The organism is Pseudomonas sp. NFPP02, assembly GCF_900119355.1.
Lineage (GTDB): Bacteria > Pseudomonadota > Gammaproteobacteria > Pseudomonadales > Pseudomonadaceae > Aquipseudomonas > Aquipseudomonas paracarnis.
The window spans coordinates 212,761-237,898 of the sequence record NZ_FPJI01000006.1; the positions used below are offsets into that span (position 1 = coordinate 212,761).

General features: G+C 59.7%; 28 protein-coding genes. 17 read left to right on the plus strand and 11 right to left on the minus strand.

Features of this window, described 5'->3' with window-relative positions; all coding sequences use genetic code 11:
* Positions 1-15 precede the first annotated feature (15 nt).
* Genes BT204_RS13010 through tldD form a run of 3 tightly spaced genes read left to right on the plus strand, consistent with a single transcriptional unit; the run spans position 16 to position 6,187 of the window.
* Positions 16-3,831: a YhdP family protein gene (locus tag BT204_RS13010; RefSeq protein ID WP_072447081.1), complete on the plus strand. Its 3,816-nt coding sequence runs from the start codon at positions 16-18 to the stop codon at positions 3,829-3,831.
* Positions 3,832-3,879: 48 nt separating this feature from the next.
* Complete coding sequence (locus BT204_RS13015; protein WP_072447083.1) at positions 3,880-4,728, plus strand: carbon-nitrogen hydrolase family protein; 849 nt, start codon at positions 3,880-3,882, stop codon at positions 4,726-4,728.
* Between the two features lie 16 nt (positions 4,729-4,744).
* Positions 4,745-6,187 carry a metalloprotease TldD gene (gene tldD, locus BT204_RS13020; RefSeq protein ID WP_003188566.1) on the plus strand — a complete coding sequence of 481 codons (1,443 nt, stop codon included), beginning with the start codon at positions 4,745-4,747 and terminating at the stop codon, positions 6,185-6,187.
* Positions 6,188-6,232: 45 nt separating this feature from the next.
* Here the strand turns inward: tldD and yjgA are convergent, their stop codons facing one another.
* Positions 6,233-6,754 (minus strand): ribosome biogenesis factor YjgA, encoded by a 522-nt coding sequence (gene yjgA / locus BT204_RS13025; protein ID WP_003188568.1) that lies wholly within the window; start codon positions 6,752-6,754, stop codon positions 6,233-6,235.
* Between the two features lie 108 nt (positions 6,755-6,862).
* On the opposite strand from yjgA, the gene pmbA reads away from it, so the two are divergent.
* The 6 genes from pmbA to BT204_RS13055 all read left to right on the plus strand — a co-directional run bounded on the left by pmbA (position 6,863) and on the right by BT204_RS13055 (position 12,116).
* On the plus strand, positions 6,863-8,209 hold the full coding sequence (gene pmbA / locus BT204_RS13030) for a metalloprotease PmbA (RefSeq protein WP_034126305.1): 1,347 nt from the start codon (positions 6,863-6,865) through the stop codon (positions 8,207-8,209).
* 147 nt (positions 8,210-8,356) lie between these two features.
* Positions 8,357-8,752: a FagA protein gene (locus BT204_RS13035; RefSeq protein ID WP_072447085.1), complete on the plus strand. Its 396-nt coding sequence runs from the start codon at positions 8,357-8,359 to the stop codon at positions 8,750-8,752.
* Positions 8,745-10,121: a class II fumarate hydratase gene (locus BT204_RS13040; protein ID WP_072447087.1), complete on the plus strand. Its 1,377-nt coding sequence runs from the start codon at positions 8,745-8,747 to the stop codon at positions 10,119-10,121. The genes BT204_RS13035 and BT204_RS13040 overlap by 8 nt, the downstream gene beginning before the upstream one ends.
* 27 nt (positions 10,122-10,148) lie before the next feature.
* Positions 10,149-10,577 (plus strand): hypothetical protein, encoded by a 429-nt coding sequence (locus tag BT204_RS13045; protein WP_003188573.1) that lies wholly within the window; start codon positions 10,149-10,151, stop codon positions 10,575-10,577.
* A 1-nt stretch (position 10,578) separates the two neighbouring features.
* Positions 10,579-11,190, plus strand: a complete 612-nt coding sequence (locus BT204_RS13050; protein WP_034126308.1) for a superoxide dismutase — start codon at positions 10,579-10,581, stop codon at positions 11,188-11,190.
* A 32-nt stretch (positions 11,191-11,222) separates the two neighbouring features.
* The gene (locus BT204_RS13055) at positions 11,223-12,116 is read left to right on the plus strand and encodes a ZIP family metal transporter (RefSeq protein ID WP_072447089.1); all 894 of its coding nucleotides are present in this window, start codon (positions 11,223-11,225) and stop codon (positions 12,114-12,116) included.
* Between the two features lie 117 nt (positions 12,117-12,233).
* Here the strand turns inward: BT204_RS13055 and BT204_RS13060 are convergent, their stop codons facing one another.
* The 10 genes from BT204_RS13060 to BT204_RS13105 form a co-directional block, all read right to left on the minus strand.
* A complete protein-coding gene (locus tag BT204_RS13060) occupies positions 12,234-12,506 on the minus strand; it encodes an HPr family phosphocarrier protein (protein ID WP_003188577.1) in 273 nt (90 codons plus the stop codon).
* 16 nt (positions 12,507-12,522) lie between these two features.
* On the minus strand, positions 12,523-13,380 hold the full coding sequence (gene rapZ / locus BT204_RS13065; RefSeq protein ID WP_034126310.1) for an RNase adapter RapZ: 858 nt from the start codon (positions 13,378-13,380) through the stop codon (positions 12,523-12,525).
* 2 nt (positions 13,381-13,382) lie between these two features.
* On the minus strand, positions 13,383-13,847 hold the full coding sequence (ptsN, locus tag BT204_RS13070) for a PTS IIA-like nitrogen regulatory protein PtsN (RefSeq protein ID WP_034126311.1): 465 nt from the start codon (positions 13,845-13,847) through the stop codon (positions 13,383-13,385).
* A 10-nt stretch (positions 13,848-13,857) separates the two neighbouring features.
* Complete coding sequence (gene raiA / locus BT204_RS13075; RefSeq protein ID WP_003171804.1) at positions 13,858-14,163, minus strand: ribosome hibernation-promoting factor, HPF/YfiA family; 306 nt, start codon at positions 14,161-14,163, stop codon at positions 13,858-13,860.
* Positions 14,164-14,238: 75 nt separating this feature from the next.
* A complete protein-coding gene (locus BT204_RS13080) occupies positions 14,239-15,732 on the minus strand; it encodes an RNA polymerase factor sigma-54 (protein ID WP_034126312.1) in 1,494 nt (497 codons plus the stop codon).
* Between the two features lie 184 nt (positions 15,733-15,916).
* Positions 15,917-16,642 (minus strand): LPS export ABC transporter ATP-binding protein, encoded by a 726-nt coding sequence (gene lptB, locus BT204_RS13085; protein ID WP_003188582.1) that lies wholly within the window; start codon positions 16,640-16,642, stop codon positions 15,917-15,919.
* The gene (gene lptA / locus BT204_RS13090; RefSeq protein ID WP_032893554.1) at positions 16,642-17,175 is read right to left on the minus strand and encodes a lipopolysaccharide transport periplasmic protein LptA; all 534 of its coding nucleotides are present in this window, start codon (positions 17,173-17,175) and stop codon (positions 16,642-16,644) included. Before lptA ends, lptB begins: the two co-directional genes overlap by 1 nt.
* Positions 17,162-17,734 carry an LPS export ABC transporter periplasmic protein LptC gene (gene lptC, locus BT204_RS13095; RefSeq protein WP_014716937.1) on the minus strand — a complete coding sequence of 191 codons (573 nt, stop codon included), beginning with the start codon at positions 17,732-17,734 and terminating at the stop codon, positions 17,162-17,164. The genes lptA and lptC overlap by 14 nt, the downstream gene beginning before the upstream one ends.
* Before the next feature lie 8 nt (positions 17,735-17,742).
* On the minus strand, positions 17,743-18,267 hold the full coding sequence (locus BT204_RS13100; protein ID WP_034126313.1) for a KdsC family phosphatase: 525 nt from the start codon (positions 18,265-18,267) through the stop codon (positions 17,743-17,745).
* Positions 18,268-19,242, minus strand: a complete 975-nt coding sequence (locus BT204_RS13105; RefSeq protein WP_072447091.1) for a KpsF/GutQ family sugar-phosphate isomerase — start codon at positions 19,240-19,242, stop codon at positions 18,268-18,270.
* Positions 19,243-19,552: 310 nt separating this feature from the next.
* On the opposite strand from BT204_RS13105, the gene BT204_RS13110 reads away from it, so the two are divergent.
* From BT204_RS13110 to hisG, 8 genes are all read left to right on the plus strand, one after another.
* On the plus strand, positions 19,553-20,362 hold the full coding sequence (locus BT204_RS13110) for an ATP-binding cassette domain-containing protein (protein ID WP_003188590.1): 810 nt from the start codon (positions 19,553-19,555) through the stop codon (positions 20,360-20,362).
* On the plus strand, positions 20,362-21,159 hold the full coding sequence (gene mlaE / locus BT204_RS13115; protein ID WP_003188592.1) for a lipid asymmetry maintenance ABC transporter permease subunit MlaE: 798 nt from the start codon (positions 20,362-20,364) through the stop codon (positions 21,157-21,159). The genes BT204_RS13110 and mlaE overlap by 1 nt, the downstream gene beginning before the upstream one ends.
* The gene (gene mlaD, locus BT204_RS13120) at positions 21,159-21,626 is read left to right on the plus strand and encodes an outer membrane lipid asymmetry maintenance protein MlaD (protein WP_003188593.1); all 468 of its coding nucleotides are present in this window, start codon (positions 21,159-21,161) and stop codon (positions 21,624-21,626) included. Before mlaE ends, mlaD begins: the two co-directional genes overlap by 1 nt.
* Before the next feature lie 11 nt (positions 21,627-21,637).
* A complete protein-coding gene (locus BT204_RS13125; protein WP_054919319.1) occupies positions 21,638-22,285 on the plus strand; it encodes an MlaC/ttg2D family ABC transporter substrate-binding protein in 648 nt (215 codons plus the stop codon).
* Positions 22,282-22,587, plus strand: a complete 306-nt coding sequence (locus tag BT204_RS13130) for an STAS domain-containing protein (protein ID WP_003188596.1) — start codon at positions 22,282-22,284, stop codon at positions 22,585-22,587. The genes BT204_RS13125 and BT204_RS13130 overlap by 4 nt, the downstream gene beginning before the upstream one ends.
* Positions 22,588-22,701: 114 nt before the next feature.
* Positions 22,702-22,941: a BolA family protein gene (locus tag BT204_RS13135; protein ID WP_003188597.1), complete on the plus strand. Its 240-nt coding sequence runs from the start codon at positions 22,702-22,704 to the stop codon at positions 22,939-22,941.
* Between the two features lie 23 nt (positions 22,942-22,964).
* Positions 22,965-24,230: a UDP-N-acetylglucosamine 1-carboxyvinyltransferase gene (gene murA, locus BT204_RS13140; RefSeq protein ID WP_034126315.1), complete on the plus strand. Its 1,266-nt coding sequence runs from the start codon at positions 22,965-22,967 to the stop codon at positions 24,228-24,230.
* 211 nt (positions 24,231-24,441) lie between these two features.
* Positions 24,442-25,077 carry an ATP phosphoribosyltransferase gene (gene hisG / locus BT204_RS13145; protein ID WP_003188599.1) on the plus strand — a complete coding sequence of 212 codons (636 nt, stop codon included), beginning with the start codon at positions 24,442-24,444 and terminating at the stop codon, positions 25,075-25,077.
* The last annotated feature ends 61 nt before the right edge of the window (positions 25,078-25,138 follow it).

A 25,138-nucleotide genomic window follows, 5' to 3' on the forward strand; every position in this document is an offset into this window, starting at 1 on the left:
TGAGGGTCGCCTGACATGGAGCGTCTGATACGCTTTTTTGCCGCCTTGACCCGTTGGGGCCTGGGCCTGTGTGCGTTGTTGCTGGTATTGGCGGCGGTGTATGTGAGCCTGGGGCGCGAACTCACCCCGCTGGTGGCCGAATACCGCGCCGAAGTCGAGGCCAAGGCCCAGGCTGCGCTGGATACGCCGCTGCATATCGGCAGCCTTGAAGGCCGCTGGAGCGGGTTTGCCCCGGTATTGCTGGCCCACGACGTCATGGTCGGCGAGGGCAGCAGTGCCTTGCGCCTGGACCAGGTGGAAGTGGTGCCGGATATGTGGGCCAGTCTGTTGGCCCGCGAAGTGCGTATCGCCCATCTGCAAGTCAGTGGTTTGCAACTGAGTGTCAAGGAAGACCAGGACGGCCGCTGGACCCTGCAAGGCTTGCCGGTGCAGGACGACCAGCCGTTGGACCCGCAACAACTGCTGACGCGCATGCAAATGGTCAAGCGCGTGTCGGTGCTGGACAGCCAGGTGACCCTGCAACCCTTCGACCAGGCACCAGTGACCGTGACCTATGTGGGCCTGAGCCTGCATACCGGCATGAGCCAGCAGCGTCTGGACGCTCGCCTGACATTGCCCGATGGCCAACCGTTGGCGGTCAGCCTGCGTAGCCGCATTCGTGCCAGCCAGTGGCAAGACGCTGAGGTCGATGCCTACCTGAGCCTGCCGCAAAGCGACTGGGCCAAGTGGATTCCCGCCAAACTGACCCAGCAATGGAAGCTGACGCAATTGAAGGCTGGCGGCGAGTTTTGGCTCAGTTGGGCCAAAGGCACGGTGCAAAGCGCGGCGGTACGCCTCAATTCGCCCCAAGTGAAGGGCAGTTACGCCGACCGTAAGCCGGTGCACCTTGAAAACCTGGCCCTGACCGCCTACCTGCAGCGCAGTGACGCTGGCCTCAAGGTGCTGTTTGATTCCCTGGCGATGAACATTGGCGAAACCCGCTGGGAGTCGCGCCTGCAATTGCAGCAAAGCCTGGCGACCGACAAGGAACAGGAAGTGTGGAAATTGCAGGCCGACCGCCTCGACCTGACCCCCATTACCCCGTTGCTCAACGCCTTGGCGCCGCTGCCAGACGGTTTCGCCAAGGCCGTCGAACACCTCAAAGCCACTGGCCTGTTACGCAATGTGCTGGTGGACTTCCGACCGCAAGACACCACCGACCGCAAACTCAGTTTTGCCGCCAACCTGGAGCGTGTCGGCTTCGATGCCTACTTTGGCGCGCCGGCCGCACGCAATGTGTCCGGCAGCATCAGTGGCGACCTGGGCCAGGGTGAGTTGCGCATGGACAGCAAGGACTTTTCCTTGCATCTGTATCCGATCTTCGCCAAGCCGTGGCAGTACATCCAGGCGAATGCGCGCCTGACCTGGAAGCTGGACAAGCAAGGCTTCACCCTGATCGCCCCGTATATCAAGGTACTGGGCGAGGAAGGCAAGGTGGCGGCGGACTTCCTGATTCGTCTGCATTTCGACCACAGCCAGGAAGACTACATGGACCTGCGGGTCGGCATGGTCGATGGCGATGGCCGTTTCACCCCCAAGTATCTACCCGCCGTGTTGAGCCCGGCGCTGGATGAATGGCTGCGCACGGCGATCCTCAAGGGCGCGGTGGACGAAGGCTTCTTCCAGTACCAGGGCTCGCTCAGCCACAATGCGCTGCCCGCATCGCGCAATATCAGCCTGTTCTTCAAGGTGCATGATGCCGAGCTCGCCTTCCAGCCGGGCTGGCCTCATGTGAACAAGGTCAATGGCGAAGTGTTTGTCGAGGAGAGCGGCGTACGCATTCTGGCGAGCAAGGGCCAGTTGCTCGACACCCAGGTCGAGGATGTCTACGTCAATATCCCCCACGCCCCAGCGGGCGGGGACAGTCATCTGCTGCTCACGGGCGGGTTCTCCGGCGGTTTGGGCGACGGCCTGAAGATCCTTCAAGAAGCCCCTATCGGCACGGCGTCTACGTTTGCCGGCTGGAAAGGCGAGGGCGACCTGCAAGGTAGCCTGGACCTGGACGTACCGCTGGCCAAAGGCACTGAGCCCAAGATCTTGGTGGACTTCAAGACCGACAAGGCACGTCTGCAATTGGCCGAGCCGCCGCTGGACCTGACCCAGCTCAAGGGTGATTTTCGCTTCGACAGCGCCAAGGGCCTGAGCGGGCAGAAGATCTCGGCCCAGGCGTTCGACCGCCCCATCACGGCGCAGATCTTTGCCGAAGGCAAACCGGGCAATATCAGCACGCGGGTGACTGCCAATGGCCAGGTCACCGTCAAGCGCCTTACGGACTGGTTGAAAATCAGCCAGCCGTTGCCGGTCTCCGGCGATATTCCGTACCAGTTGCAAGTGATCCTCGACGGCGCGGACAGCCAGTTGATGGTCAACTCCAACCTCAAGGGTGTCGCGGTGGACCTGCCGGCACCGTTCGGCATGCCCGCCAGCCAGGGGCGTGACAGCACCTTTCGCATGACCTTGCAGGGTGCTGAGCGCCGTTACTGGTTTGATTACGGCGAGTTGGCGAATTTCACTTTTGCCGCGCCGCCGGACAAGTTCAATGATGGCCGCGGCGAACTGTTCCTCGGCGACGGTGATGCCATGTTGCCCGGTGCCAAGGGCCTGCGCATTCGTGGCGTGCTGTCGGAACTGGATATCGATCCCTGGAAGAAACTTGTGGATCGCTACGCGGGCAATGATCCAGGTGGCAATGCCAAGCAGCTGCTCAGCGGTGCGGACTTCAAGGTGGGCAAACTGACCGGGTTTGGTACCCAGTTTGATCAGGTCAGCTTGCAGCTCGATCGCAAACCAGCGGCCTGGGGCTTGCAACTCGATAGCCAGCAAGCCAAGGGCGCGGTGAACCTGCCGGACGCCAAAGGCGCGCCGATTGCGGTCAACCTCAAGTATGTGAAATTGCCTGCGCCAGACCCGACCGCGCAGGCGGACGAAAACGCGCCGGACCCGCTGGCCGATATCGACCCAAAAAGCATTCCGGCGCTGGATATTGCCGTCGACCAGCTTTTCCAGGGCTCGGACCTGATCGGGGCCTGGTCGCTGAGGATCCGCCCCACCGCCAAAGGGCTGGCCTTCAATAACCTCGACCTTGGCCTCAAGGGCATGCTGCTCAAGGGCGCCGGGGGTTGGGAAGGTGCGCCAGGCGCCAGCAGCAGTTGGTACAAGGGCCGCCTTGATGGCCGCAACATTGCCGACGTGCTCAAGGGCTGGGGTTTTGCGCCTACGGTGACCAGCGAAGACTTTCATCTGGACGTGGATGGCCGCTGGCCGGGGTCGCCGGCCTGGGTCGGGCCCAAGCGGTTTTCCGGCAGCCTGGATGCCGCGTTCCGTAAAGGTCAGTTCGTCGAAGTGGAGGGCGGGGCCCAGGCGTTGCGAGTGTTTGGCCTGCTTAACTTCAACTCCATTGGCCGGCGTTTGCGTTTGGACTTTTCCGACTTGTTCGGCAAGGGCTTGAGCTACGACCGGGTCAAAGGCTTGTTGGCCGCCAGTAATGGCGTGTTCGTGACCCGCGAGCCCATCACCATGACCGGGCCTTCCACCAACTTGGAGCTTAACGGCACCCTGGATCTGGTGGCCGATCGCGTCGACGCCAAATTGCTGGTCACCTTGCCTGTGACCAATAACCTGCCGATTGCGGCGCTGATTGTCGGTGCGCCGGCCATTGGTGGTGCGCTGTTTTTGATCGACAAGCTGATCGGTGACCGGGTTTCGCGCTTCGCCAGTGTGCAATACAAGGTGCAAGGCCCCTGGAAGGATCCAAAAATCACCTTCGACAAGCCATTTGAAAAGCCAAACTGAGAGCCTGTGGAGTAGCATGGCCCCATGCCCTGTCTGGAGTGTCGGCCCATGTCCTTTGCGGTAATTCAAATGGTCAGCCAGAGTGACGTGCTGGCCAACCTCGCCCAGGCGCGTCGCCTGCTGGAGCAGGCGGCGGCCGATGGTGCGAAACTCGCGGTGCTGCCAGAGAATTTCGCCGCAATGGGGCGCCGCGACGTGGCCGACATTGGCCGCGCCGAGGCGTTGGGCCAAGGGCCTGTGTTGCCCTGGTTGAAACAGGCCGCCCGCGACCTCACCTTATGGATAGTGGCCGGCACATTGCCGCTGCCGCCCAAGGACCAGCCCCACGCCAAACCCAATGCTTGCTCGCTGCTGATCAATGATCAGGGTGAAATCGTCGCTCGCTACGACAAACTCCATCTGTTTGATGTGGACGTGGCGGATGCTCGCGGTCGTTATCGCGAATCTGACGACTATGCTTTCGGTAACCATGTGGTGGTGGCGGATACGCCGGTGGGCCGTGTGGGGTTGACGGTGTGTTACGACCTGCGTTTCCCCGAGCTGTACAGCGAGTTACGTGCGGCGGGGGCTGAACTGATTACCGCGCCCTCGGCCTTCACGGCGGTGACCGGGGCTGCACACTGGGATGTGCTGATTCGCGCACGTGCCATCGAAACCCAGTGCTACCTGCTGGCAGCCGCCCAAGGCGGTGTGCACCCAGGCCCACGGGAAACGTTTGGCCATGCGGCGATTGTCGACCCTTGGGGCCGAGTGCTGGCGCAACAGGATGAAGGCGAAGCGGTGTTAATGGCCGAACGCGATAGCAGTGAACAGGCGTCGATACGGGCGCGCATGCCGGTGGCCAATCACCGGCGCTTTTTCTCGCAGGGCGCGCAGCGGCCTGCTTCAGAACGATGAATTTAAGGCCAAACCTATGAGCGAGTTGTTGTCCTCAGTCAGTGATCACCTCCTGGCACCCGGTGGCGTGACCATCGAAAGCCTGCAAACCGTACTTGGCGATCTGGCCGGGCCGGGTATCGATGCGGCTGACCTGTATTTCCAGGGGCAGATTTCCGAGTCCTGGGCGTTGGAAGATGGGATCGTCAAGGAAGGCAGTTTCAACCTTGACCAGGGCGTAGGCGTTCGCGCGCAATCGGGTGAGAAGACCGGATTTGCCTACAGCAATGCGATCACCCTAGAGGCCCTGGGCCTGGCGGCGCGTGCCGCCCGTTCGATCTCCCGTGCCGGGCAGAATGGCACGGTGCAGGCGTTCAGTACCCAGGACGTGGCGCAGTTGTATGCGCCGGATAACCCCTTGGAAGTGATCAGTCGTGCGGAAAAGGTAGAGCTGCTCAAGCGTATCGACGCTGCTACCCGTGCCTTGGACCCGCGTATCCAGCAAGTGACCGTGAGCATGGCTGGCGTGTGGGAGCGCATCCTCGTGGCGTCAACCGACGGTGGGCTGGCGGCGGATGTACGGCCGCTGGTGCGTTTCAATGTGAGTGTGATCGTCGAACAGAACGGGCGCCGCGAGCGCGGCGGACATGGCGGCGGTGGGCGCACCGACTACCGTTATTTCCTTGCTGACGACCGTGCCATGGGCTATGCCCGTGAGGCGCTGCGCCAGGCATTGGTCAACCTGGAAGCGATTCCCGCGCCGGCCGGCACCTTGCCGGTGGTGCTGGGTTCGGGTTGGTCTGGCGTGTTGCTCCACGAAGCCGTGGGCCATGGCCTGGAGGGCGATTTCAACCGCAAGGGCAGTTCCGCCTACAGCGGGCGCATGGGCGAAATGGTTGCGTCCAAGCTGTGCACCATTGTCGATGACGGCACCCTGGCCGGCCGCCGTGGTTCGCTGAGCGTCGATGACGAAGGCACGCCGACCGAATGCACCACCCTGATCGAGAACGGCGTGCTCAAGGGCTACATGCAAGACAAGCTCAACGCCCGCCTGATGGGCGTGGCGCGCACCGGTAACGGTCGTCGTGAGTCCTATGCGCATCTACCGATGCCGCGCATGACCAACACCTACATGCTCGGTGGTCAAAGCGATCCGGCAGAAATCATTGCCTCGGTAAAACGCGGTATCTACTGCGCCAACCTCGGCGGCGGCCAGGTGGATATCACCAGCGGCAAGTTCGTGTTCTCCACCAGCGAGGCGTACCTGATCGAAGACGGCAAGATTACCGCGCCGGTCAAAGGGGCGACGCTGATTGGTAACGGGCCGGAAGCCATGAGCAAGGTGTCGATGGTCGGTAACGACCTGTCGCTGGACAGCGGCGTGGGCACGTGCGGCAAGGATGGACAGTCGGTGCCGGTAGGTGTTGGCCAGCCAACTTTGAAAATTGATGCGATTACCGTGGGTGGCACGGGATCGTAGGAGCCGGAGCTTCGGGTGGCGAAGACCGCCACCCGGGGAGGAGGATCAGCGCAGACCGCGTTGAGTCTCGTCCAGCTCACGGATGTACTTGAAGATTTTACGGCTGGTGGCCGGCGCCTTGTTATGCGCCAGCTCGTGCTGGGCCTGACGGATCAGGGAGCGCAATTGCTGGCGGTCCGCGTCCGGGTAGTCCAGTACGAATTTCTCCAGCACCGCGTCATCGCCCGAGATCAGGCGGTCACGCCAACGTTCCAGGTTGTGGAAGCGTTCGTTGTACTGGCGAGTGGAGGCATCGGTTTGATCGAGCAAAGTCAGAATGGCGTCAATGTCTTGGTCGCGCATCAGTTTGCCGATAAACGAGATGTGCCGTTTACGCGCGATATTCGCGGTGTGCTTGGGTGCATCGGCCAGGGCCCGGCGCATTTCGTCCGTCAGTGGCAGTTTGGCAACCAAATCCTTTTTGAGCGTTGTAAGGCGCTCGCCAAGGTCAACCAGAGCATGCAGCTCACGTTTGACCTGGGTTTTGCTTTTCTCCCCATCGAGGGAGTCGTCGTAAGAATCAACCATGGTGGCAGTCCGCAAAGAAACGCCGCCATGATAACCAGTCGGGGGCCGCTTGTCCGGCCCGGTCGCTCGATGGCCTTAACCGAAAGCAGAATTTGAGTGGAGAAAACCATGAGTGCAGCCCAAAGCGTCGGTCCACAAGCGTTACCGGCACTGCAGGAACAAGTCGAGCAGATCCTTGCCGAAGCCAAGCGCCAGGGGGCCAGCGCCTGTGAAGTGGCGGTGTCGCTGGAGCAAGGGTTGTCGACTTCGGTGCGCCAGCGGGAAGTGGAAACCGTGGAATTCAATCGCGACCAAGGGTTTGGCATTACCTTGTATGCAGGCCAGCGCAAAGGCTCGGCCAGCACCTCGGCCAGTGGTCCGGAGGCGATTCGCGAGACCGTCGCCGCAGCACTGGCGATTGCCAAGCACACCTCCGAGGATGAAAGCTCGGGCCTGGCCGACAAGGCGCTGATGGCCAAGGATGTGCAGGATTTCGACCTGTTCCATGCCTGGGATATCACCCCTGAGCAAGCCATCGAGCTGGCGCTGACCTGCGAAGCGGCAGCGTTCGATGCCGATGCCCGCATCAAGAATGCGGACGGCACTACCTTGAGCACCCATCAGGGTTGCCGCGTCTACGGCAACAGCCATGGCTTTATCGGTGGTTATGCCTCCACGCGTCACAGCCTCAGTTGCGTGATGATCGCCGAAGCCAATGGGCAGATGCAGCGTGACTACTGGTACGACGTAAACCGCCAAGGCGATTTACTGGCAGACCCCGCAAGCATTGGCCAGCGTGCGGCGCAACGGGCTGCGAGCCGCCTGGGTGCGCGCCCGGTGCCGACCTGCGAAGTGCCAGTGCTGTTTTCCGCAGAGCTGGCCGGTGGTTTATTCGGCAGCTTCCTGGGCGCGATTTCCGGTGGCAACCTGTATCGCAAGTCTTCGTTCCTGGAAGGCGCCATCGGCCAGAAGCTGTTCCCCGAGTGGCTGACCATCGACGAGCGCCCGCATCTGATGCGCGCGATGGGCAGTTCGTCGTTCGACGGCGATGGCCTGGCCACCTATGCCAAGCCGTTTGTCGAGAAGGGTGAGCTGGTGTCCTATGTGCTGGGTACTTATGCCGGCCGCAAGCTGGGCCTGCCAAGCACCGCTAACGCGGGCGGTGTGCATAACCTGTTCGTGACCCACGGTGATGAAGACCAGGCGGCGTTGTTGCGGCGGATGGGGCGCGGGTTGCTGGTGACAGAATTGATGGGCCATGGCCTAAACATGGTCACCGGTGACTACTCGCGGGGTGCGGCGGGCTTCTGGGTGGAGAATGGCGAGATTCAGTTCGCCGTCCAGGAAGTGACCATCGCCGGCAATATGCGCGATATGTTCAAGCAGATCGTTGCCGTGGGTAACGACCTGGAACTGCGCAGCAATATTCGCACGGGTTCGGTGCTGATCGAACGCATGACGGTCGCTGGCAGCTAATCCCTCCCGCACGTTCTGAAAGGCGCGCCATCGCGAAGATGGCGCGCCTTTTTTTATTGCCTTGTCACGGCAGGATTAATGGGCTGCTCTTGTTTTGATTCTCAATATCATTTAATAATAAATATCATTACCGAATGAGTGTGGCTCATGAGTTCTGTCCTGCATGAGGATCCCTATCTGGAAAGCTGGCGTTGGATGAGCCGCCAGATTCGCTGTGGCCTGGATCCCAATGAACCCCGCCTGATTGAGCACTACCTGAACGAAGGTCGGTATCTGGCGTGTTGCACCGCAACCCATCCGTGGACGATCGCTGAAACCTCATTTCGTTTGTTGATCGACACCGCCGCTGATGTCGCATTGCCCTGGCATTGGCGCTCCCTGTGCCTGGACCAGGCCTGGCAGCCACTGCGCGACCTGGAAAAACTCTCCCACTGTGCCTGCCGCCTCAAGCGCTGGCAGACCTTTGCCTGGCAATTGGCGAGCTGCGAATTACTGCCTTCGATTTCCGTTTCTGACTTGGTGCAAGGATCTAATGATGAGTGACACCCGTATCGAACGCGACAGCATGGGCGAACTGCATGTGCCGCAAGAAGCTTTGTATGGCGCACAAACACAGCGTGCGGTGAACAACTTTCCCATCAGTCATCAACCCATGCCGGCGCAATTCATCCGCGCCCTGATCCTGGCCAAGACAGCCGCGGCCAAGGTCAACGTCGAGCTCAAGCAAATCAGCGAAGGGCAGGGCAAGGCTATTGTCGATGCCGCCCAAGGCTTGCTGGAAGGCGACTACATGCAGCACTTCCCGGTGGATATCTTCCAGACCGGCTCCGGCACCAGTTCCAACATGAACGCCAACGAAGTGATCGCGACCCTTGCCAGCCGTTTGCTGGGCGAGGCGGTCAACCCCAACGATCATGTGAATTGCGGCCAGAGCAGCAACGACATCATCCCAACCACCATCCACGTCAGTGCCGCTTTGGTGCTGCATGAGCAAACGCTGCCGGCCCTGCTGCATCTGGTGCAAGTCATCGAGCAAAAAGCCGAGGCGGTTCACCCGTTCATCAAGACCGGCCGTACGCATTTGATGGACGCCATGCCGGTGCGCATGAGCCAGGTGCTGAACGGCTGGGCGCAGCAGCTCAAGGCCAATATCGGCCACTTGCAGGACTTGCTACCGGCGCTGCAAGCACTGGCCCAGGGCGGCACAGCAGTCGGTACGGGGATCAACGCGCACCCCGAGTTTGCCGGGCGCTTCAGCCAGCAACTTAGCCTGTTGACCGGGGTGAAGTTCACCCCCGGCAAGAACCTGTTCGCGCTGATTGGCTCCCAGGACACCGCTGTTGCAGTCTCTGGCCAGTTGAAAGCCACGGCGGTGTCGCTGATGAAGATCGCCAATGACCTGCGCTGGATGAACTCCGGGCCATTGGCCGGCCTGGGTGAAATCGAACTGGAGGCGCTGCAGCCAGGCTCTTCGATCATGCCGGGCAAGGTCAACCCGGTCATTCCGGAAGCGACCGCCATGGTGGCCGCCCAGGTCATCGGCAATGACACAGTGATCACGGTGGCCGGCCAATCGGGCAACTTCGAGCTGAATGTGATGCTGCCGATCATTGCCCAAAACCTGCTCAGCAGCCTGGAATTGCTGGCCAATGCCAGCCGGTTGCTGGCGGACAAGGCCATTGCCAGCTTCAAGGTCAATGAGCCCAAGCTCAAGGAAGCGCTGTCGCGCAATCCGATTCTGGTCACTGCACTCAACCCGATCATCGGCTACCAGAAAGCCGCTGAAATCGCCAAGAAGGCGTATCAGCAAGGCCGCCCGGTGATCGATGTCGCCCTCGAACACACCGACCTGCCTCGCAGCCAACTGGAAGTCCTGCTGGACCCGGAAAAGCTCACCGCCGGCGGCGTGTAATCAACGACCCTGCTTTGGAGGCTCACCATGGAGCACTGGAAACGCACGATCGAACGGGCCAATCGCTGCTTTATGGCAGGCGAGTTGGTTGACGCTCGCGAGGCCTATCTGCAAGCCCTGGCCCTGGCCCAAGTGTTGTTCGAACGCTGGGCGGATGCTGACGAAGCAGTGGCGGCCTGTGTCATTTCCCATCACAACCTGGCGGACCTGCACTTGCGCCTGAACCAGCCTGAGGAAAGCGCCGAATACCTCTGCGCTATCCATCAGCGCCTCTTGCAGACCATGCAGGACCCACGCCTCAGCCCGTCACTGCGCGAGGCCGCGTTGCGCCAGAGCAGCAAGACCTACGTCGAGCTGCTGAATTTCATCAGCGATCACGGCGAATACCCACGCACTCATCGGCTGCTGGGAAGTGCTGCGACGCCAACGTCCACGTCCCATTATGGAGCACATTGATATGACCTATACCTTGCCGGCCTTGCCTTACGCCTACGATGCCCTCGAGCCGCATATCGACGCGCAAACCATGGAAATTCACTACACCAAACACCACCAGACCTACATCAATAACCTCAATGCCGCGGTCGAGGGCACTGAGTTCGCCGGCTGGCCCGTGGAGAAGCTGGTGTCCAGCGTCGAAACATTGCCGGAGAAATTACGCGCTGCCGTGGTCAACCAAGGAGGCGGGCATGCGAACCACTCGTTGTTCTGGGCGGTCATGTCACCGACAGGGGGCGGCAAACCCGAGGGCGCGCTGGGCAAGGCTATCGACGAGCAATTGGGTGGTTTCGACAGCTTCAAGGAGGCCTTCACCAAGGCGGCGTTGACGCGTTTCGGTAGCGGCTGGGCCTGGTTGAGTGTCACGCCACAGAAAACGCTGGTGGTGGAAAGCAGCGGCAACCAGGACAGCCCGCTGATGAGCGGCAATACACCGGTCCTGGGCCTGGACGTTTGGGAGCACGCCTACTACTTGCAATATCAAAACCGACGACCTGAGTACATCAATGCATTTTACAGCGTCATCAACTGGCCGGAAGTTGCCGCGCGCTATCAGGCGGCCTTGGCCTGACACTCACTCCATAACAAGATCTAAGGCCGACTATGGGCACTCAAACACTGGCGATCGGTAGCGTACGAATGTTTCGTTATGCGTTTGGCACGCTGCTGCTATTGGCAGGTATTGCGTTATTGGTGGCCCATGGGCTGGCCTGGTTGAACCTGGAGGCGCGCATCCTGCGCGCTTTGCAGGGTGGAGCGATCTGCGCGCTGGGCACCGCGCTGGGCGCGGTGCCGGTGTTGGTGATTCGGCGCATGCCGATGGCGCTGAGCGATACCCTGCTGGGCTTTGGTGCCGGTGTGATGCTGGCGGCGACCGCTTTTTCCCTGGTCGTGCCGGGTATCGCCGCCGCTGAAAGCCTGGGGCTTTCACCTTGGGGTGCCGGTGGCTTGATCAGCTTCGGAATCATGCTCGGGGCGTTCGGCCTGTACCTCGTAGATCGCAAGGTTTCTGGCGCCAGCCCGGAAATGCTGGTGGGTACACCGGATAAACCGGTTATCCCGCCTCGTATTTGGTTATTCGTGTTTGCGATCATTGCGCACAACATCCCGGAAGGCATGGCTGTAGGTGTTTCCGCGGGCGGAGGCATGGCGGATGCCGACAGCCTCGCCATGGGCATTGCCTTGCAGGATGTACCTGAAGGGCTAGTGATTGCGTTGGTATTGGCTGGGGCGGGAATGTCGCGGATCAAAGCCTTCCTGATTGGCGCTGCATCGGGCTTGGTTGAACCGGTATTTGCGGTGCTCTGCGCATGGCTGGTGAGCCTTGCCGAAGTGTTGTTGCCGCTGGGTTTGGCGTTGGCCGCCGGGGCAATGTTGCTGGTAGTGACTCATGAAGTCATCCCCGAGTCGCGCCGCAATGGCCATGAAAAGCTTGCCAGCCTTGGGCTGTGCCTCGGGTTTTGCGTGATGATGGTGATGGATACGGCGTTGGGCTGAGGGTGGTTCCATGTGGGAGCGAGCTTGCTCGCGAAAAACCTGAGAACACTGCGTTAAACCAGGATGCCCGCGTTATCGTTGACGTTTCGCCAGCAAGCTCGCTCCTACATAAGGGGGTTATTCGCCTTCGTCGAAGTAGTTGTTGATCAACTCGACCAGTGCGGCCATTGCTTCGTCTTCTTGCTCGCCCTCGGTGCTCAGATGAATTTTTGTGCCTTTGCCGGCCGCCAACATCATCATCGCCATGATGCTTTTGCCATCTACCATGGACTCTGGCGTACGCCCAGCACGGATCTGGCAGGGGAACTGGCCGGCCACGCCGACGAATTTAGCCGACGCCCGTGCGTGCAGGCCCAGCTTGTTGATGATTTCAATTTCCAGAGCAGGCATCGCGCAGGTGTTCCTTTCAACTCAGGTCGCGGTGGCGAACCTGGACGTTCTTGAGGGTTTGTTGCAGCACCTGGCCCAGGCGCTCAGTCAGATAGACCGAGCGGTGGTGGCCGCCAGTGCAGCCAATGGCAATGGTGACATAGGCTCGATTGCTGGCGGCAAAGCGCGGCAACCATTTGAGCAGGTAGCTGGAGATATCCAGGAACATCTCTTCTACGTCCGGTTGTGCGGCCAGGTAGTCGATCACGGGCTGATCCAGCCCGGACTGGTCGCGTAACTCCGGTTTCCAGTAAGGGTTGGGCAGGCAGCGCACATCGAACACAAGGTCGGCATCTACCGGCATGCCCCGCTTGAAGCCAAACGACTCGACCAGAAACGCTGTGCCCGGCTCAGGCTGGTTCAGCAGGCGCAGCTTGATCGCGTCGCGCAACTGATACAGGTTCAGGTTGGTGGTGTTGATCTTCAGGTCGGCCAGGTCAATGATCGGCCCGAGCAGCTTGGTCTCGTCCTCGATGGCTTCGGCCAGGGAACGGTTGGCGCTGCTGAGGGGGTGGCGTCGACGGGTTTCGGAGAAACGCTTGAGCAGGGTCTCTTCGTCGGCATCCAGGTACAGCACATCGCAATGAATGTGCTTGGCACGCACTTCTTCCAACAGTTCCGGGAAGCGCGAGAGGTGGCTGGGCAGGTTGCGCGCATCAATCGAGACCGCAACGAGCGGCTGCGCCAATTCGGTATGGATCAGTGCACGCTCCGCCAGCTCTGGCAGCAGGCCGGCAGGCAGGTTGTCGATGCAATAGAAGCCGTTGTCCTCAAGCACATTGAGGGCGGTGCTCTTACCGGAGCCGGAGCGACCGCTGACGATGATCAAACGCATGATTACTGCCCGTTTTGTTCATCCAGGACAACTTGGTACAACGCTTCATTGCTGGAAGCGCTGCGCAGTTTGTCGCGTACATCCTTGCGGTCTAGCATGCTGGCGATCTGCCGTAGCAGTTCCAGGTGCGCATCGGTGGCGGCTTCCGGGACCAGCAGCACAAACAGCAGGTCGACCGGGGCGCCGTCGATGGCGTCGAAATCAATCGGAGCGTCCAGGTGCATCAGCGCGCTCACGGGTTTATCACAACCTTTGAGGCGGCAGTGGGGGATCGCGATGCCGTTGCCAAAACCGGTGGAGCCGAGTTTTTCACGGGCAATCAGAGCTTCGAAGACATCTTGCATCTCCAGATCCGGAATTTCCCGGGCGATCAGGTTGGCAATTTGTTCGAGGGCGCGCTTTTTACTGCCGCCCGGCACGTTCACGAGGGAACGGCCGGGGGTCAGGATGTTTTCAAGTCGGATCATGGGGGGAGAGTTAACGACCTGTACCTTGCATCAGGTGCAGATTCTTTTCCTTATGCTTTATGAGTTGGCGGTCGAGCTTGTCGTAGAGGGAGTCAATGGCCGCGTACATATCTTCATGTTCCGCATTGGCGACGAGCTTGGCATTCGGTACGTGCAGGGTGGCCTCGATTTTCTGCTTGAGCTTATCGACCTCCATGATGACCTGCACGTTGGTGATCTTGTCAAAATGCCCCGCAAGCTTGTTCAGTTTGCTCTCGGTGTATTCACGCAGGGGCTTGGTGACTTCCAGCTGGTGTCCACTGATGTTGACTTGCATACAGCTTCTCCTTCGTTGCCAGTGCATAAAGCGGTGGGCAGGAATACCCACCACTGGAACGCTGTGGCCCGCCCGTCACATCAACCGCTTACGCTCGCTGGAAGGCGCGATCCCTAGGGACTCGCGGTACTTGGCGACGGTTCGACGGGCGACCTGAATGCCTTGTGCCTCCAGTAAACCAGCGATCTTGCTGTCACTCAACGGCTTTTTCTGATTTTCAGCGGCAACCAGTTTTTTGATGATCGCACGGATCGCCGTGGACGAGCATTCACCGCCTTCAGAGGTGCTGACGTGGCTGGAGAAAAAGTATTTCAGCTCATAAATACCCCGTGGGGTATGCATGAATTTCTGCGTGGTAACCCGGGAAATCGTCGATTCATGCATGCCGACGGCTTCGGCGATGTCGTGCAGCACGAGAGGCTTCATGGCCTCGTCGCCGTACTCCAGGAAACCGCGCTGGTGTTCGACGATCTGGGTTGCGACTTTCATCAGGGTTTCGTTGCGGCTTTGCAGGCTCTTGATGAACCACCGCGCTTCCTGCAACTGGTTGCGCATGAAGGTGTTATCGGCGCTGGTGTCGGCGCGGCGCACAAAACCTGCGTATTGCGGGTTGACCCGCAGGCGCGGTACTGACTCCTGGTTCAGCTCCACCAGCCAGCGTTCGTTGTCCTTGCGCACAATGACGTCGGGCACCACATATTCGGCTTCGCTGGACTCGATCTGCGAGCCCGGACGCGGGTTGAGGCTTTGCACCAGTTCGATGACCTGGCGCAAGTCATCTTCCTTGAGCTTCATACGGCGCATCAGTTGGCTGTAGTCGCGACTGCCCAGCAGGTCGATGTAGTCACTGACCAAGCGTTGCGCTTCGGTGAGCCATGGCGTCTTGGCCGGTAATTGGCGCAGTTGCAGTAACAGGCACTCGCTGAGGGTGCGTGCGCCGATGCCTGCGGGCTCGAATTGCTGGATGCGGTGCAGGACGGCTTCGATTTCGTCCAGTTCGATATCCAGTTCCGGGTCGAAGGCCTCGAGGATCTCGTCGAGGGTTTCGTCCAGGTAACCCTGGTTATTGATGCAATCAATCAGGGTGACCGCGATCAGGCGATCGGTATCGGACATCGGCGCCAGGTTCAGTTGCCACAGCAAGTGGCTCTGAAGGCTCTCGCCCGCCGACGTGCGGGTAGTGAAGTCCCACTCGTCATCATCGCTGCTTGGCAGGCTGCTGGCGCTGGTCTGGTAGACGTCTTCCCAGGCGGTGTCCACGGGAAGCTCGTTGGGAATGCGTTCGTTCCAGTCGCCTTCCTCCAGGTTGTCCACCGTCGGGGCGGTTTCCTGATAGGAGGGTTCCTGCACGTCGGAATTGGGTTTTTGCTCGATGTTATCGGCCAGAGGATCTGCGTTATCGAAGTCGTCGCCTTCTTCCTGGCGTTCGAGCATCGGATTGGACTCCAGGGCCTCCTGGATCTCCTGTTGCAGGTCCAGGGTCGACAATTGGAGCAGGCGGATGGCCTGTTGCAGCTGCGGTGTCATCGTCAGCTGCTGGCCCATTCTCAGGACTAGCGATGGTTTCATGGCAGGGGCTTAACACCTTATTCGCCGGCGCAATGCGCCATCCACGACAGGGCGCGTGAGCGCCAAACATAAGCAAATTATATGCCTGATCTCGGGGCCTTTGCCTAGAGCGCGGTAACAATAAAAAAACCGAGGTTTCCATTGACTCCCGCACGCTCCAGGTAAGAGCGCGATACCCCTGTGTTTACAGGCGGAACTCGTGACCCAGGTACACTTCCTTCACCAGCTCGTTGGCCAGGATGGTTTCGGCATCGCCTTCGGCAATCAGCTGACCATCGTTGACGATATACGCGGTTTCGCAGATATCGAGGGTTTCGCGCACGTTGTGATCGGTGATCAGCACGCCAATGCCCTTGGCCTTGAGGTGATGGATGATCTGCTTGATGTCGCCCACCGAAATCGGGTCGACGCCGGCAAAGGGTTCATCCAGCAGGATGAATTTCGGCGCGGTCGCCAGGGCGCGGGCGATTTCCACGCGACGACGTTCACCACCGGACAAGCTCATGCCGAGGTTGTCGCGAATATGGTTGATGTGGAATTCCTGCAGCAGGCTTTCCAGCTCCTGGCGGCGGCCATCGCGATCGAGTTCCTTGCGGGTCTCGAGGATCGCCATGATGTTGTCGGCTACCGACAGTTTACGGAAGATCGACGCCTCCTGCGGAAGATAGCCGATACCTGCCCGTGCACGACCGTGCATGGGTTGGTGGCTGACGTCCAGGTCGTCGATCAATACGCGACCCTGGTCCGCCTGGACCAGCCCGACGATCATATAGAAGCAGGTGGTTTTGCCGGCACCGTTAGGACCGAGCAGGCCGACGATCTGGCCGCTGTCGATCGACAGGCTGACGTCGCGTACCACCTGGCGGCTTTTATAGGCCTTGGCCAGATGCTGGGCTTTCAGGGTTGCCATTACTCGGCCTTCTTCTTCGGCTGGATAACCATGTCGATGCGTGGGCGGGGTGCGGTGACCTTGTTGCCGTTGGCGCGACCGGCGTTAGCGATCTGCTTCACGGTGTCATAGGTGATTTTTTCACCTTCCGTGGAGTTGCCGTCCGGGCTCAGCACCTTGGCCTGATCAATCAGTACGATGCGGTTCTGCTGGGCGTGATACTGGATAGTCTTGCCGTAGCCTTTCATGGGGCCTGTATCGGTAGCGGACTGCTTCTGCTCGAAATAAGCCAGGTTGCCGACCGAAGTCACCACATCGATATCGCCGGTCTTGGTACGAGTCAGGGTCACCGTGTTGCCGGTAATCTTCATCGAGCCTTGGGTGATGATCACGCCGCCGGTGTAGGTGGCGACACCTTGCTTGTCATCGAGCTGCGCATCGTCAGCCGAGATGTGGATCGGTTGCTGGCTATCGTTCGGCAGAGCCCAGGCGCTCACGCTTCCCAGTGCTGCGCCCAGACCGAGCAAAATAGGGAGAGTTTTAACGAGCCTCATACTGTCCTCTTACGTTCGATAGCAGGTGTATCCTGCTTTCTTTCAAATACGCTTTCATTCCCTTGCCAGTCGATACACCGCCAGCGCCGTCGATTCTAACGTCTTGCTCGGTCTGCGCATATTGCTTCTGTGGGAATACGGTCATGCGACTGCTGGTAATGATGGTGTCGCGGTTCTGCGCGTCTGTACGTGCGACGCGAACCGAGTCGATCAGTTCAACTTCGGTGCCGTCAGGGTTGACTTCGCCACGCTTGCTGGTCACGTGCCAGGGAAATTCGGTGCCGCGATACAGGTTCAGGTCCGGATTGGTCAGCAGGCTGACTTCGGAAGCCTTCAAGTGCTCGACCTTGTCCGATGTCATCTCATACTGCACCTTGCCGTCGGGCAGATACTGAATGCTGTAGGCATTGGTGGCGTAATAGTCGATAAGGCCTTCGTCAACCTGTGCAACAGGCTTGTCGAGAAAGCGCTCCGGGCTGATATTCCAGTAGCCCACCGCCAGGAGCAGCGCGGCGATGACCCCGAATAACAGGAAGTTGCGAATCTTTTTACTCAGCATATAACGCTCTATAGGTAGGCGGCGTGGGCCGCTTCAAGACTGCCCTGGGCACGCAGGATCAACTCGCAGAACTCGCGGGCGGCACCTTCGCCGCCACGGGCGGTGGTGATGCCATGGGCGTGTTCGCGGACAAACGCCGCGGCATTTGCGACGGCCATGCCCAGGCCCACCCGGCGAATCACCGGCAGGTCTGGCAGGTCGTCGCCCAGATAGGCGACTTGTTCATAGCTTAGGTTGAGTTGGCCAAGAAGCTCGTCCAGCACCACCAGTTTATCCTCGCGGCCCTGATACAGGTGAGGAATACCGAGGTTTTGTGCACGGCGTTCCACAACCGGTGTTTTTCGACCGCTGATAATTGCGGTTTGCACGCCCGCTGCCATCAGCATCTTGATGCCTTGGCCGTCGAGGGTGTTGAAGGTCTTGAATTCGCTGCCGTCTTCGAGGAAGTACAGGCGGCCATCGGTCAGCACGCCGTCAACGTCGAAAATCGCCAGCTTGATTTCTTTACCGCGTTGCAACAGGTCGCTGTTCATTTACATCACTCCTGCGCGCAGCAAGTCGCCAAGGTTAAGGGCCCCGATCGGCCGGTCATCGTCGTCGACCACGATAAGAGCACCTATGCGGTGATCTTCCATGATTTTCAACGCTTCGGCCGCGAGCATTTCGGCGCGCGCGGTCTTACCGTGAGGGGTCATCACTGCGTCGATGGTCGCGGTATGGATATCAATGGTGCGGTCCAGGGTGCGACGCAGGTCACCGTCGGTGAATATCCCTGCCAGTCGGCCATCGGTTTCGACGATGGCAGTCATGCCCAAGCCCTTGCGGGTCATTTCCATCAGTGCATCCCTGAGCAGGGTGCCGCGTGGAACGCTCGGCAGCTCGGCGCCGCGATGCATGACATTTTCCACTTTCAGCAGCAGGCGACGGCCCAGTGCGCCACCCGGATGGGAAAATGCGAAGTCCTCGGCCGTAAACCCGCGGGCCTCCAGCAGTGCCACAGCGAGGGCATCGCCCATTACCAGCGCGGCGGTAGTGGAGGAGGTGGGCGCCAGGTTCAGCGGGCAGGCCTCATGGGCTACGTGCACATTCAGATTGACGTCGGCGGCCTTGGCCAGCGTTGACTCAGGGTTGCCAGTGAGGCTGATCATCTGGATGCCCAGGCGCTTGATCAGCGGCAGCAGGGTCACGATTTCGTTGGTAGTACCGGAGTTGGACAGGGCGAGGATCACGTCGTCCTTGGTGATCATGCCCATGTCGCCGTGGCTGGCTTCGGCCGGGTGCACGAAAAACGCGGTGGTCCCGGTGCTCGCCAAGGTCGCTGCGATCTTGTTGCCAATGTGGCCGGACTTGCCCATGCCGACCACCACAACGCGGCCCTTGCTGGCCAGAATAATCTCGCAGGCGCGCACGAAATCCGCGTCGATATGCGCCAGCAAGCCCTCTACGGCTTCAAGCTCAAGGCGTATGGTGCGTTGTGCGGATTGAATAAGGTCGCTGGATTGGCTCATGTCTGAAATCGTATAGCCTGACGAAAAGTCGGCGATTATAGCGGTAATGATCAATTCCCTCACGCAAGTTCGTCAGGCTTTGTGCGCGGGATAACTGAAAACCACCGTCGGTAACATAGCAAGCAACGTTTTTTCCCTGTCTCAAATCTGAACCAGCGCTGTTCCGGCCTTGGGGGCTCTGTACCAGCAGTGATATAGTTCGCCGCCAGTTCGGTCCGCCCAACCCATGTGCTCAACTATTGCGCATCTGTTGAAAACCAAAGTCGCACACATGGTGTCTGAGTGAAAGGCTGCATCCCAAGGAGATTAGATGAGTGCCGATAACGCCTACGCGGTCGAGCTGAAGGGTCTTACCTTCAAGCGCGGTACGCGCAGCATCTTCAATAACGTCGATATTCGCATTCCTCGCGGCAAGGTCACGGGCATCATGGGGCCTTCCGGTTGCGGCAAGACCACCCTGTTGCGCCTGATGGGCATGCAATTGCGCCCCAGTGCCGGGGAAGTGTGGGTCAACGGCCAGAACCTGCCAACGCTGTCGCGTAGCGATCTGTTCGATGCGCGCAAGCATATGGGCGTGCTGTTCCAGAGCGGCGCGCTGTTCACCGACCTCGATGTGTTCGAAAACGTAGCCTTCCCGCTGCGGGTGCACACCCAGCTGTCCGATGAGATGATTCGTGACATCGTGTTGTTGAAACTGCAGGCCGTAGGGCTTCGCGGCGCCATCGACCTGATGCCGGACGAGTTGTCCGGCGGCATGAAGCGCCGTGTCGCCCTGGCGCGGGCGATTGCCCTCGACCCACAGATCCTCATGTATGACGAGCCATTCGTCGGTCAGGACCCGATCGCCATGGGCGTGTTGGTGCGCCTGATCCGTCTGCTCAACGATGCATTGGGGATCACCAGCATCGTGGTTTCCCACGACCTGGCCGAAACCGCGAGCATCGCCGACTACCTGTATGTAGTGGGTGATGGTCAGGTGCTGGGGCAGGGTACGCCTGAAGAGCTGATGAACGCCGATAACCCGCGCATTCGCCAATTCATGACCGGCAATCCCGATGGCCCGGTGCCTTTTCACTTTCCGGCAGCGGACTACCGCTCAGATCTTCTGGGGAAGCGCTGATGCGCAAGACATCTCTTATCGAGAAGGTTCGCCTTTTCGGTCGCTCGGGCATCGACATCGTCGAAGTGCTGGGGCGTTCGACCATTTTCCTGTTTCACGCCTTGCTGGGGCGCGGCGGTATCGGCGGCGGCTTTGGCCTGCTGGTCAAGCAGCTACACTCGGTGGGGGTGATGTCCCTGGTGATCATCGTGGTCTCCGGCGTATTCATCGGCATGGTGCTGGCGCTGCAGGGTTTCAATATCCTGTCCAGCTACGGCTCGGAGCAGGCGGTAGGGCAGATGGTGGCCCTGACCCTGTTGCGTGAGCTTGGCCCGGTGGTTACCGCCTTGTTGTTCGCGGGGCGTGCAGGTTCGGCGCTGACCGCTGAAATCGGCAATATGAAATCCACTGAGCAGCTGTCCAGCCTGGAAATGATCGGCGTGGACCCGCTCAAGTACATTGTTGCCCCGCGCCTGTGGGCCGGCTTCATTTCCCTGCCACTGCTGGCAATGATCTTCAGCGTGGTGGGTATCTGGGGTGGTTCGTGGGTGGCGGTTGACTGGCTGGGGGTCTACGACGGCTCCTACTGGGCCAACATGCAAAACAGCGTGACCTTCACCGGTGACGTGCTCAACGGCATCATAAAGAGCATTGTCTTTGCCTTTGTGGTGACCTGGATTGCCGTATTCCAAGGCTATGACTGTGAGCCCACTTCAGAGGGGATCAGCCGTGCCACTACCAAGACCGTTGTATACGCTTCGTTGGCGGTACTGGGCCTTGACTTCATTTTGACCGCCTTGATGTTTGGAGATTTCTGATGCAAAACCGCACTGTGGAAATCGGTGTCGGCCTTTTCTTGCTGGCTGGCATCCTGGCTTTACTGTTGCTGGCCCTGCGAGTCAGTGGCCTTTCGGCCAGCCCTACCGCCGATACCTATAAACTTTACGCGTACTTCGACAATATCGCCGGTTTGACGGTCAGATCCAAAGTGACCATGGCCGGCGTCACCATCGGCAAGGTCACAGCAATCGATCTGGATCGCGACAGCTTTACCGGGCGGGTGACGATGCAACTGGACAAGAAGGTAGATAATCTGCCAACTGACTCCACGGCATCTATCCTCACTGCGGGTTTGCTGGGCGAGAAGTACATCGGGGTCAGCGTGGGTGGGGAAACAGCCCTGCTCAAGGATGGTTCGACCATCCACGACACACAGTCGTCGCTGGTGCTCGAAGACCTGATCGGGAAATTTTTGCTCAATACGGTCAATAAAGACGCTAAATGAGGAATCTGTTCATGATCTCTACCTTGCGACGTGGCCTGCTGGTACTGCTTGCAGCATTGCCGATGATGGCCAACGCGGCAGGTTCTGCCCACGATTTGGTACAGGACACCACCAGCAAAATGCTGGCTGACCTCAAGGCTAATAAAGAACAGTACAAGCAAGACCCTTCCAGGTTCTACAACGCGCTCAACACGATCGTTGGCCCTGTGGTCGATGCTGAAGGCATCTCCAAAAGCATCATGACGGTCAAATATTCGCGCAAAGCTACGCCTGCGCAAATGCAGACGTTCCAGGAAAACTTCAAGAAGGGGCTGTTCCAGTTCTACGGTAACGCTCTGCTGGAATACAACAACCAGGGCATTATCGTTGATGCGCCCAAGGACGAGTCGGGCGACCGTGCCGAAGTCGGAATGAAAGTCTCCGGCAGCAATGGCGCCGTGTACCCTGTGTCCTACACCCTGACGAAGATCAACGGTGAGTGGAAGCTGCGTAACGTGATCATCAACGGTATCAACATCGGCAAGCTGTTCCGTGATCAGTTCGCCGACGCGATGCAGCGCAATGGCAACGATCTGGACAAGACCATCAATGGTTGGGCCGGTGAAGTGGCCAAGGCCAAGGAAGAAACCGATAAAGCTGCCGGGAAGCCTGCGCAATGACCGAGTCGGCTGTTCGTATCGGCGACGCCGGCGAGCTGTTCCTCAGCGGCGTGCTGGATTACCGCACCGGGCCTGACCTGCGCAAGCAGGGCCAGGCGCTGATCAAGGCCAGCAAGGCGCCAGAGCTGGTGCTTGATTGCTCGGCGGTGACCAAGTCCAGCAGCGTCGGCTTGTCGTTGTTGCTGTGCTTCATGCGTGATGCCGAGGCGGCGAAAAAGCCGGTAAGCATCCGTGCGTTACCAGAAGACATGCGCGAAATTGCCGAAGTTTCCGGTTTGACCGAGCTGCTGGCGCATCCCTGATACACATTATTAAAGAAGCCCCCCGTCAGAGTCCTGCTATGCGGGGTTCGCAGGCGCGGGGCTTTTTTGTATGATGTGCGACCCGTGCGCACTGGGCGCCGATAGAGGTTGAGCATGCAGGCCCTAGAAGTTAAGAGCTTCCTTGAAGGAAAGCTGCCTGAAACGACTGTAGAAGTCGAAGGCGAAGGCTGCAATTTCCAGCTGAACGTGATTAGCGATGAACTGGCGGCATTGAGCCCGGTCAAGCGTCAGCAGCAGATCTATGCCCATTTGAACCCATGGATCACCGATGGCAGCATCCATGCGGTCACTATGAAATTTTTCAGCCGCGCGGCCTGGGCCGAGCGCACCTGAGCCCCCAAGGCGTCGAGATTCTTATGGATAAATTGATTATTACCGGCGGTGCCCGCCTTGATGGCGAGATTCGCATTTCCGGTGCGAAAAACTCCGCCTTGCCGATCCTGGCAGCGACCCTGCTGTGCGATGGCCCGGTGACTGTGGCCAACCTGCCGCACCTGCACGACATCACCACCATGATCGAGTTGTTCGGTCGCATGGGCATTGAGCCGGTGATCGACGAGAAGCTGGCCGTCGAAATCGACCCACGCACCATCAAGACCCTGGTCGCTCCGTACGAACTGGTGAAAACCATGCGTGCGTCGATCCTGGTGCTGGGCCCTATGGTTGCCCGTTTCGGCGAAGCCGAAGTAGCCTTGCCTGGCGGTTGCGCCATTGGTTCGCGTCCGGTCGACCTACACATCCGTGGCCTTGAGGCCATGGGCGCAGTCATCGACGTCGAAGGCGGCTACATCAAGGCCAAGGCGCCGGAAGGCGGCCTGCGCGGCGCGAACTTCTTCTTTGATACCGTCAGCGTCACCGGTACCGAGAACATCATGATGGCCGCTGCCCTGGCCAACGGTCGCAGCGTGTTGCAGAACGCCGCACGCGAGCCGGAAGTGGTCGACCTGGCCAACTTCCTCAACGCCATGGGCGCGAAGGTTTCCGGTGCTGGCACCGACACCATCACTATTGATGGTGTAGAGCGTCTGCACACCGCCACCTACAAAGTCATGCCTGACCGCATCGAGACCGGTACCTACCTGGTTGCCGCTGCCGTGACCGGTGGCCGTGTGAAGGTCAAGGACACCGATCCGACCATCCTGGAAGCCGTCCTGGAAAAACTCAAGGAAGCCGGCGCAGAGATCACCACCGGCGAAGACTGGATCGAGCTGAACATGCACGGCAAGCGGCCAAAAGCCGTCAACGTGCGTACCGCTCCGTACCCGGCGTTCCCGACCGACATGCAAGCGCAGTTCATCTCCTTGAACGCGATTGCCGAAGGCACCGGTGCCGTGATCGAGACCATCTTCGAAAACCGCTTCATGCACGTGTATGAACTGCACCGCATGGGCGCCAAGATCCAGGTCGAAGGCAACACTGCCATCGTTACCGGGATCGACAAGCTCAAGGGCGCGCCAGTCATGGCAACCGACCTGCGTGCCTCGGCCAGCCTGGTAATCTCGGCACTGTGCGCCGAAGGTGACACGCTGATCGACCGCATCTACCACATAGACCGTGGTTACGAGTGCATCGAAGAGAAACTGCAGATGCTTGGCGCGAAGATTCGCCGCGTACCGGGCTAGTCCCTGCTTGTGGCGAGGGAGCTTGCTCCCGCTGGACTGCGTAGCAGTCCCGCTCTTCGAGGGCCGCTTCGCGTCCCAGCGGGAGCAAGCTCCCTCGCCACGGTTTGTTGTTGACTGGTTTGTTTCAAATCGAGGCTGTCATGGCCTCGATCTGTGTCTGGCGCCGTTTGCGACCGGACAGCAATAGCCTGATGAAGGACTGACATTTCCCATGTTGACCATCGCACTGTCCAAGGGCCGCATCCTTGACGACACGTTGCCGCTTCTGGCTGAAGCGGGCATCGTGCCGACCGAGAATCCGGACAAGAGCCGCAAGCTGATCATCCCCACGACCCAGGACGACGTGCGCCTGCTGATCGTGCGGGCTACCGACGTGCCGACCTACGTTGAACATGGTGCCGCCGACCTGGGTGTTGCCGGCAAGGATGTGCTGATGGAATACGGCGGCCAGGGCCTGTACGAGCCCCTGGACCTGCGCATCGCACTGTGCAAGCTGATGACCGCCGGCCGCGTCGGTGATGTCGAACCCAAGGGCCGCCTGCGGGTCGCCACCAAGTTCGTCAACGTTGCCAAGCGCTATTACGCCGAACAAGGCCGTCAGGTCGATATCATCAAGCTCTACGGCTCCATGGAGCTGGCACCGCTGATCGGCCTGGCGGACAAGATCATCGACGTGGTCGACACCGGCAACACCCTGCGCGCCAACGGTTTGGAGCCCCAGGATTTTATCGCTGACATCAGCTCCCGCCTGATCGTCAACAAAGCATCGATGAAGATGCAGCACGCCCGTATCCAGGCGTTGATCGACACCCTGCGCAAGGCAGTGGAGTCTCGACACCGCGGTTGACTCCCCCGCGTAGCTGAAGAGCTACGCCCGTCTATCCGCCTCATAGCCAGAATTCTCAGGT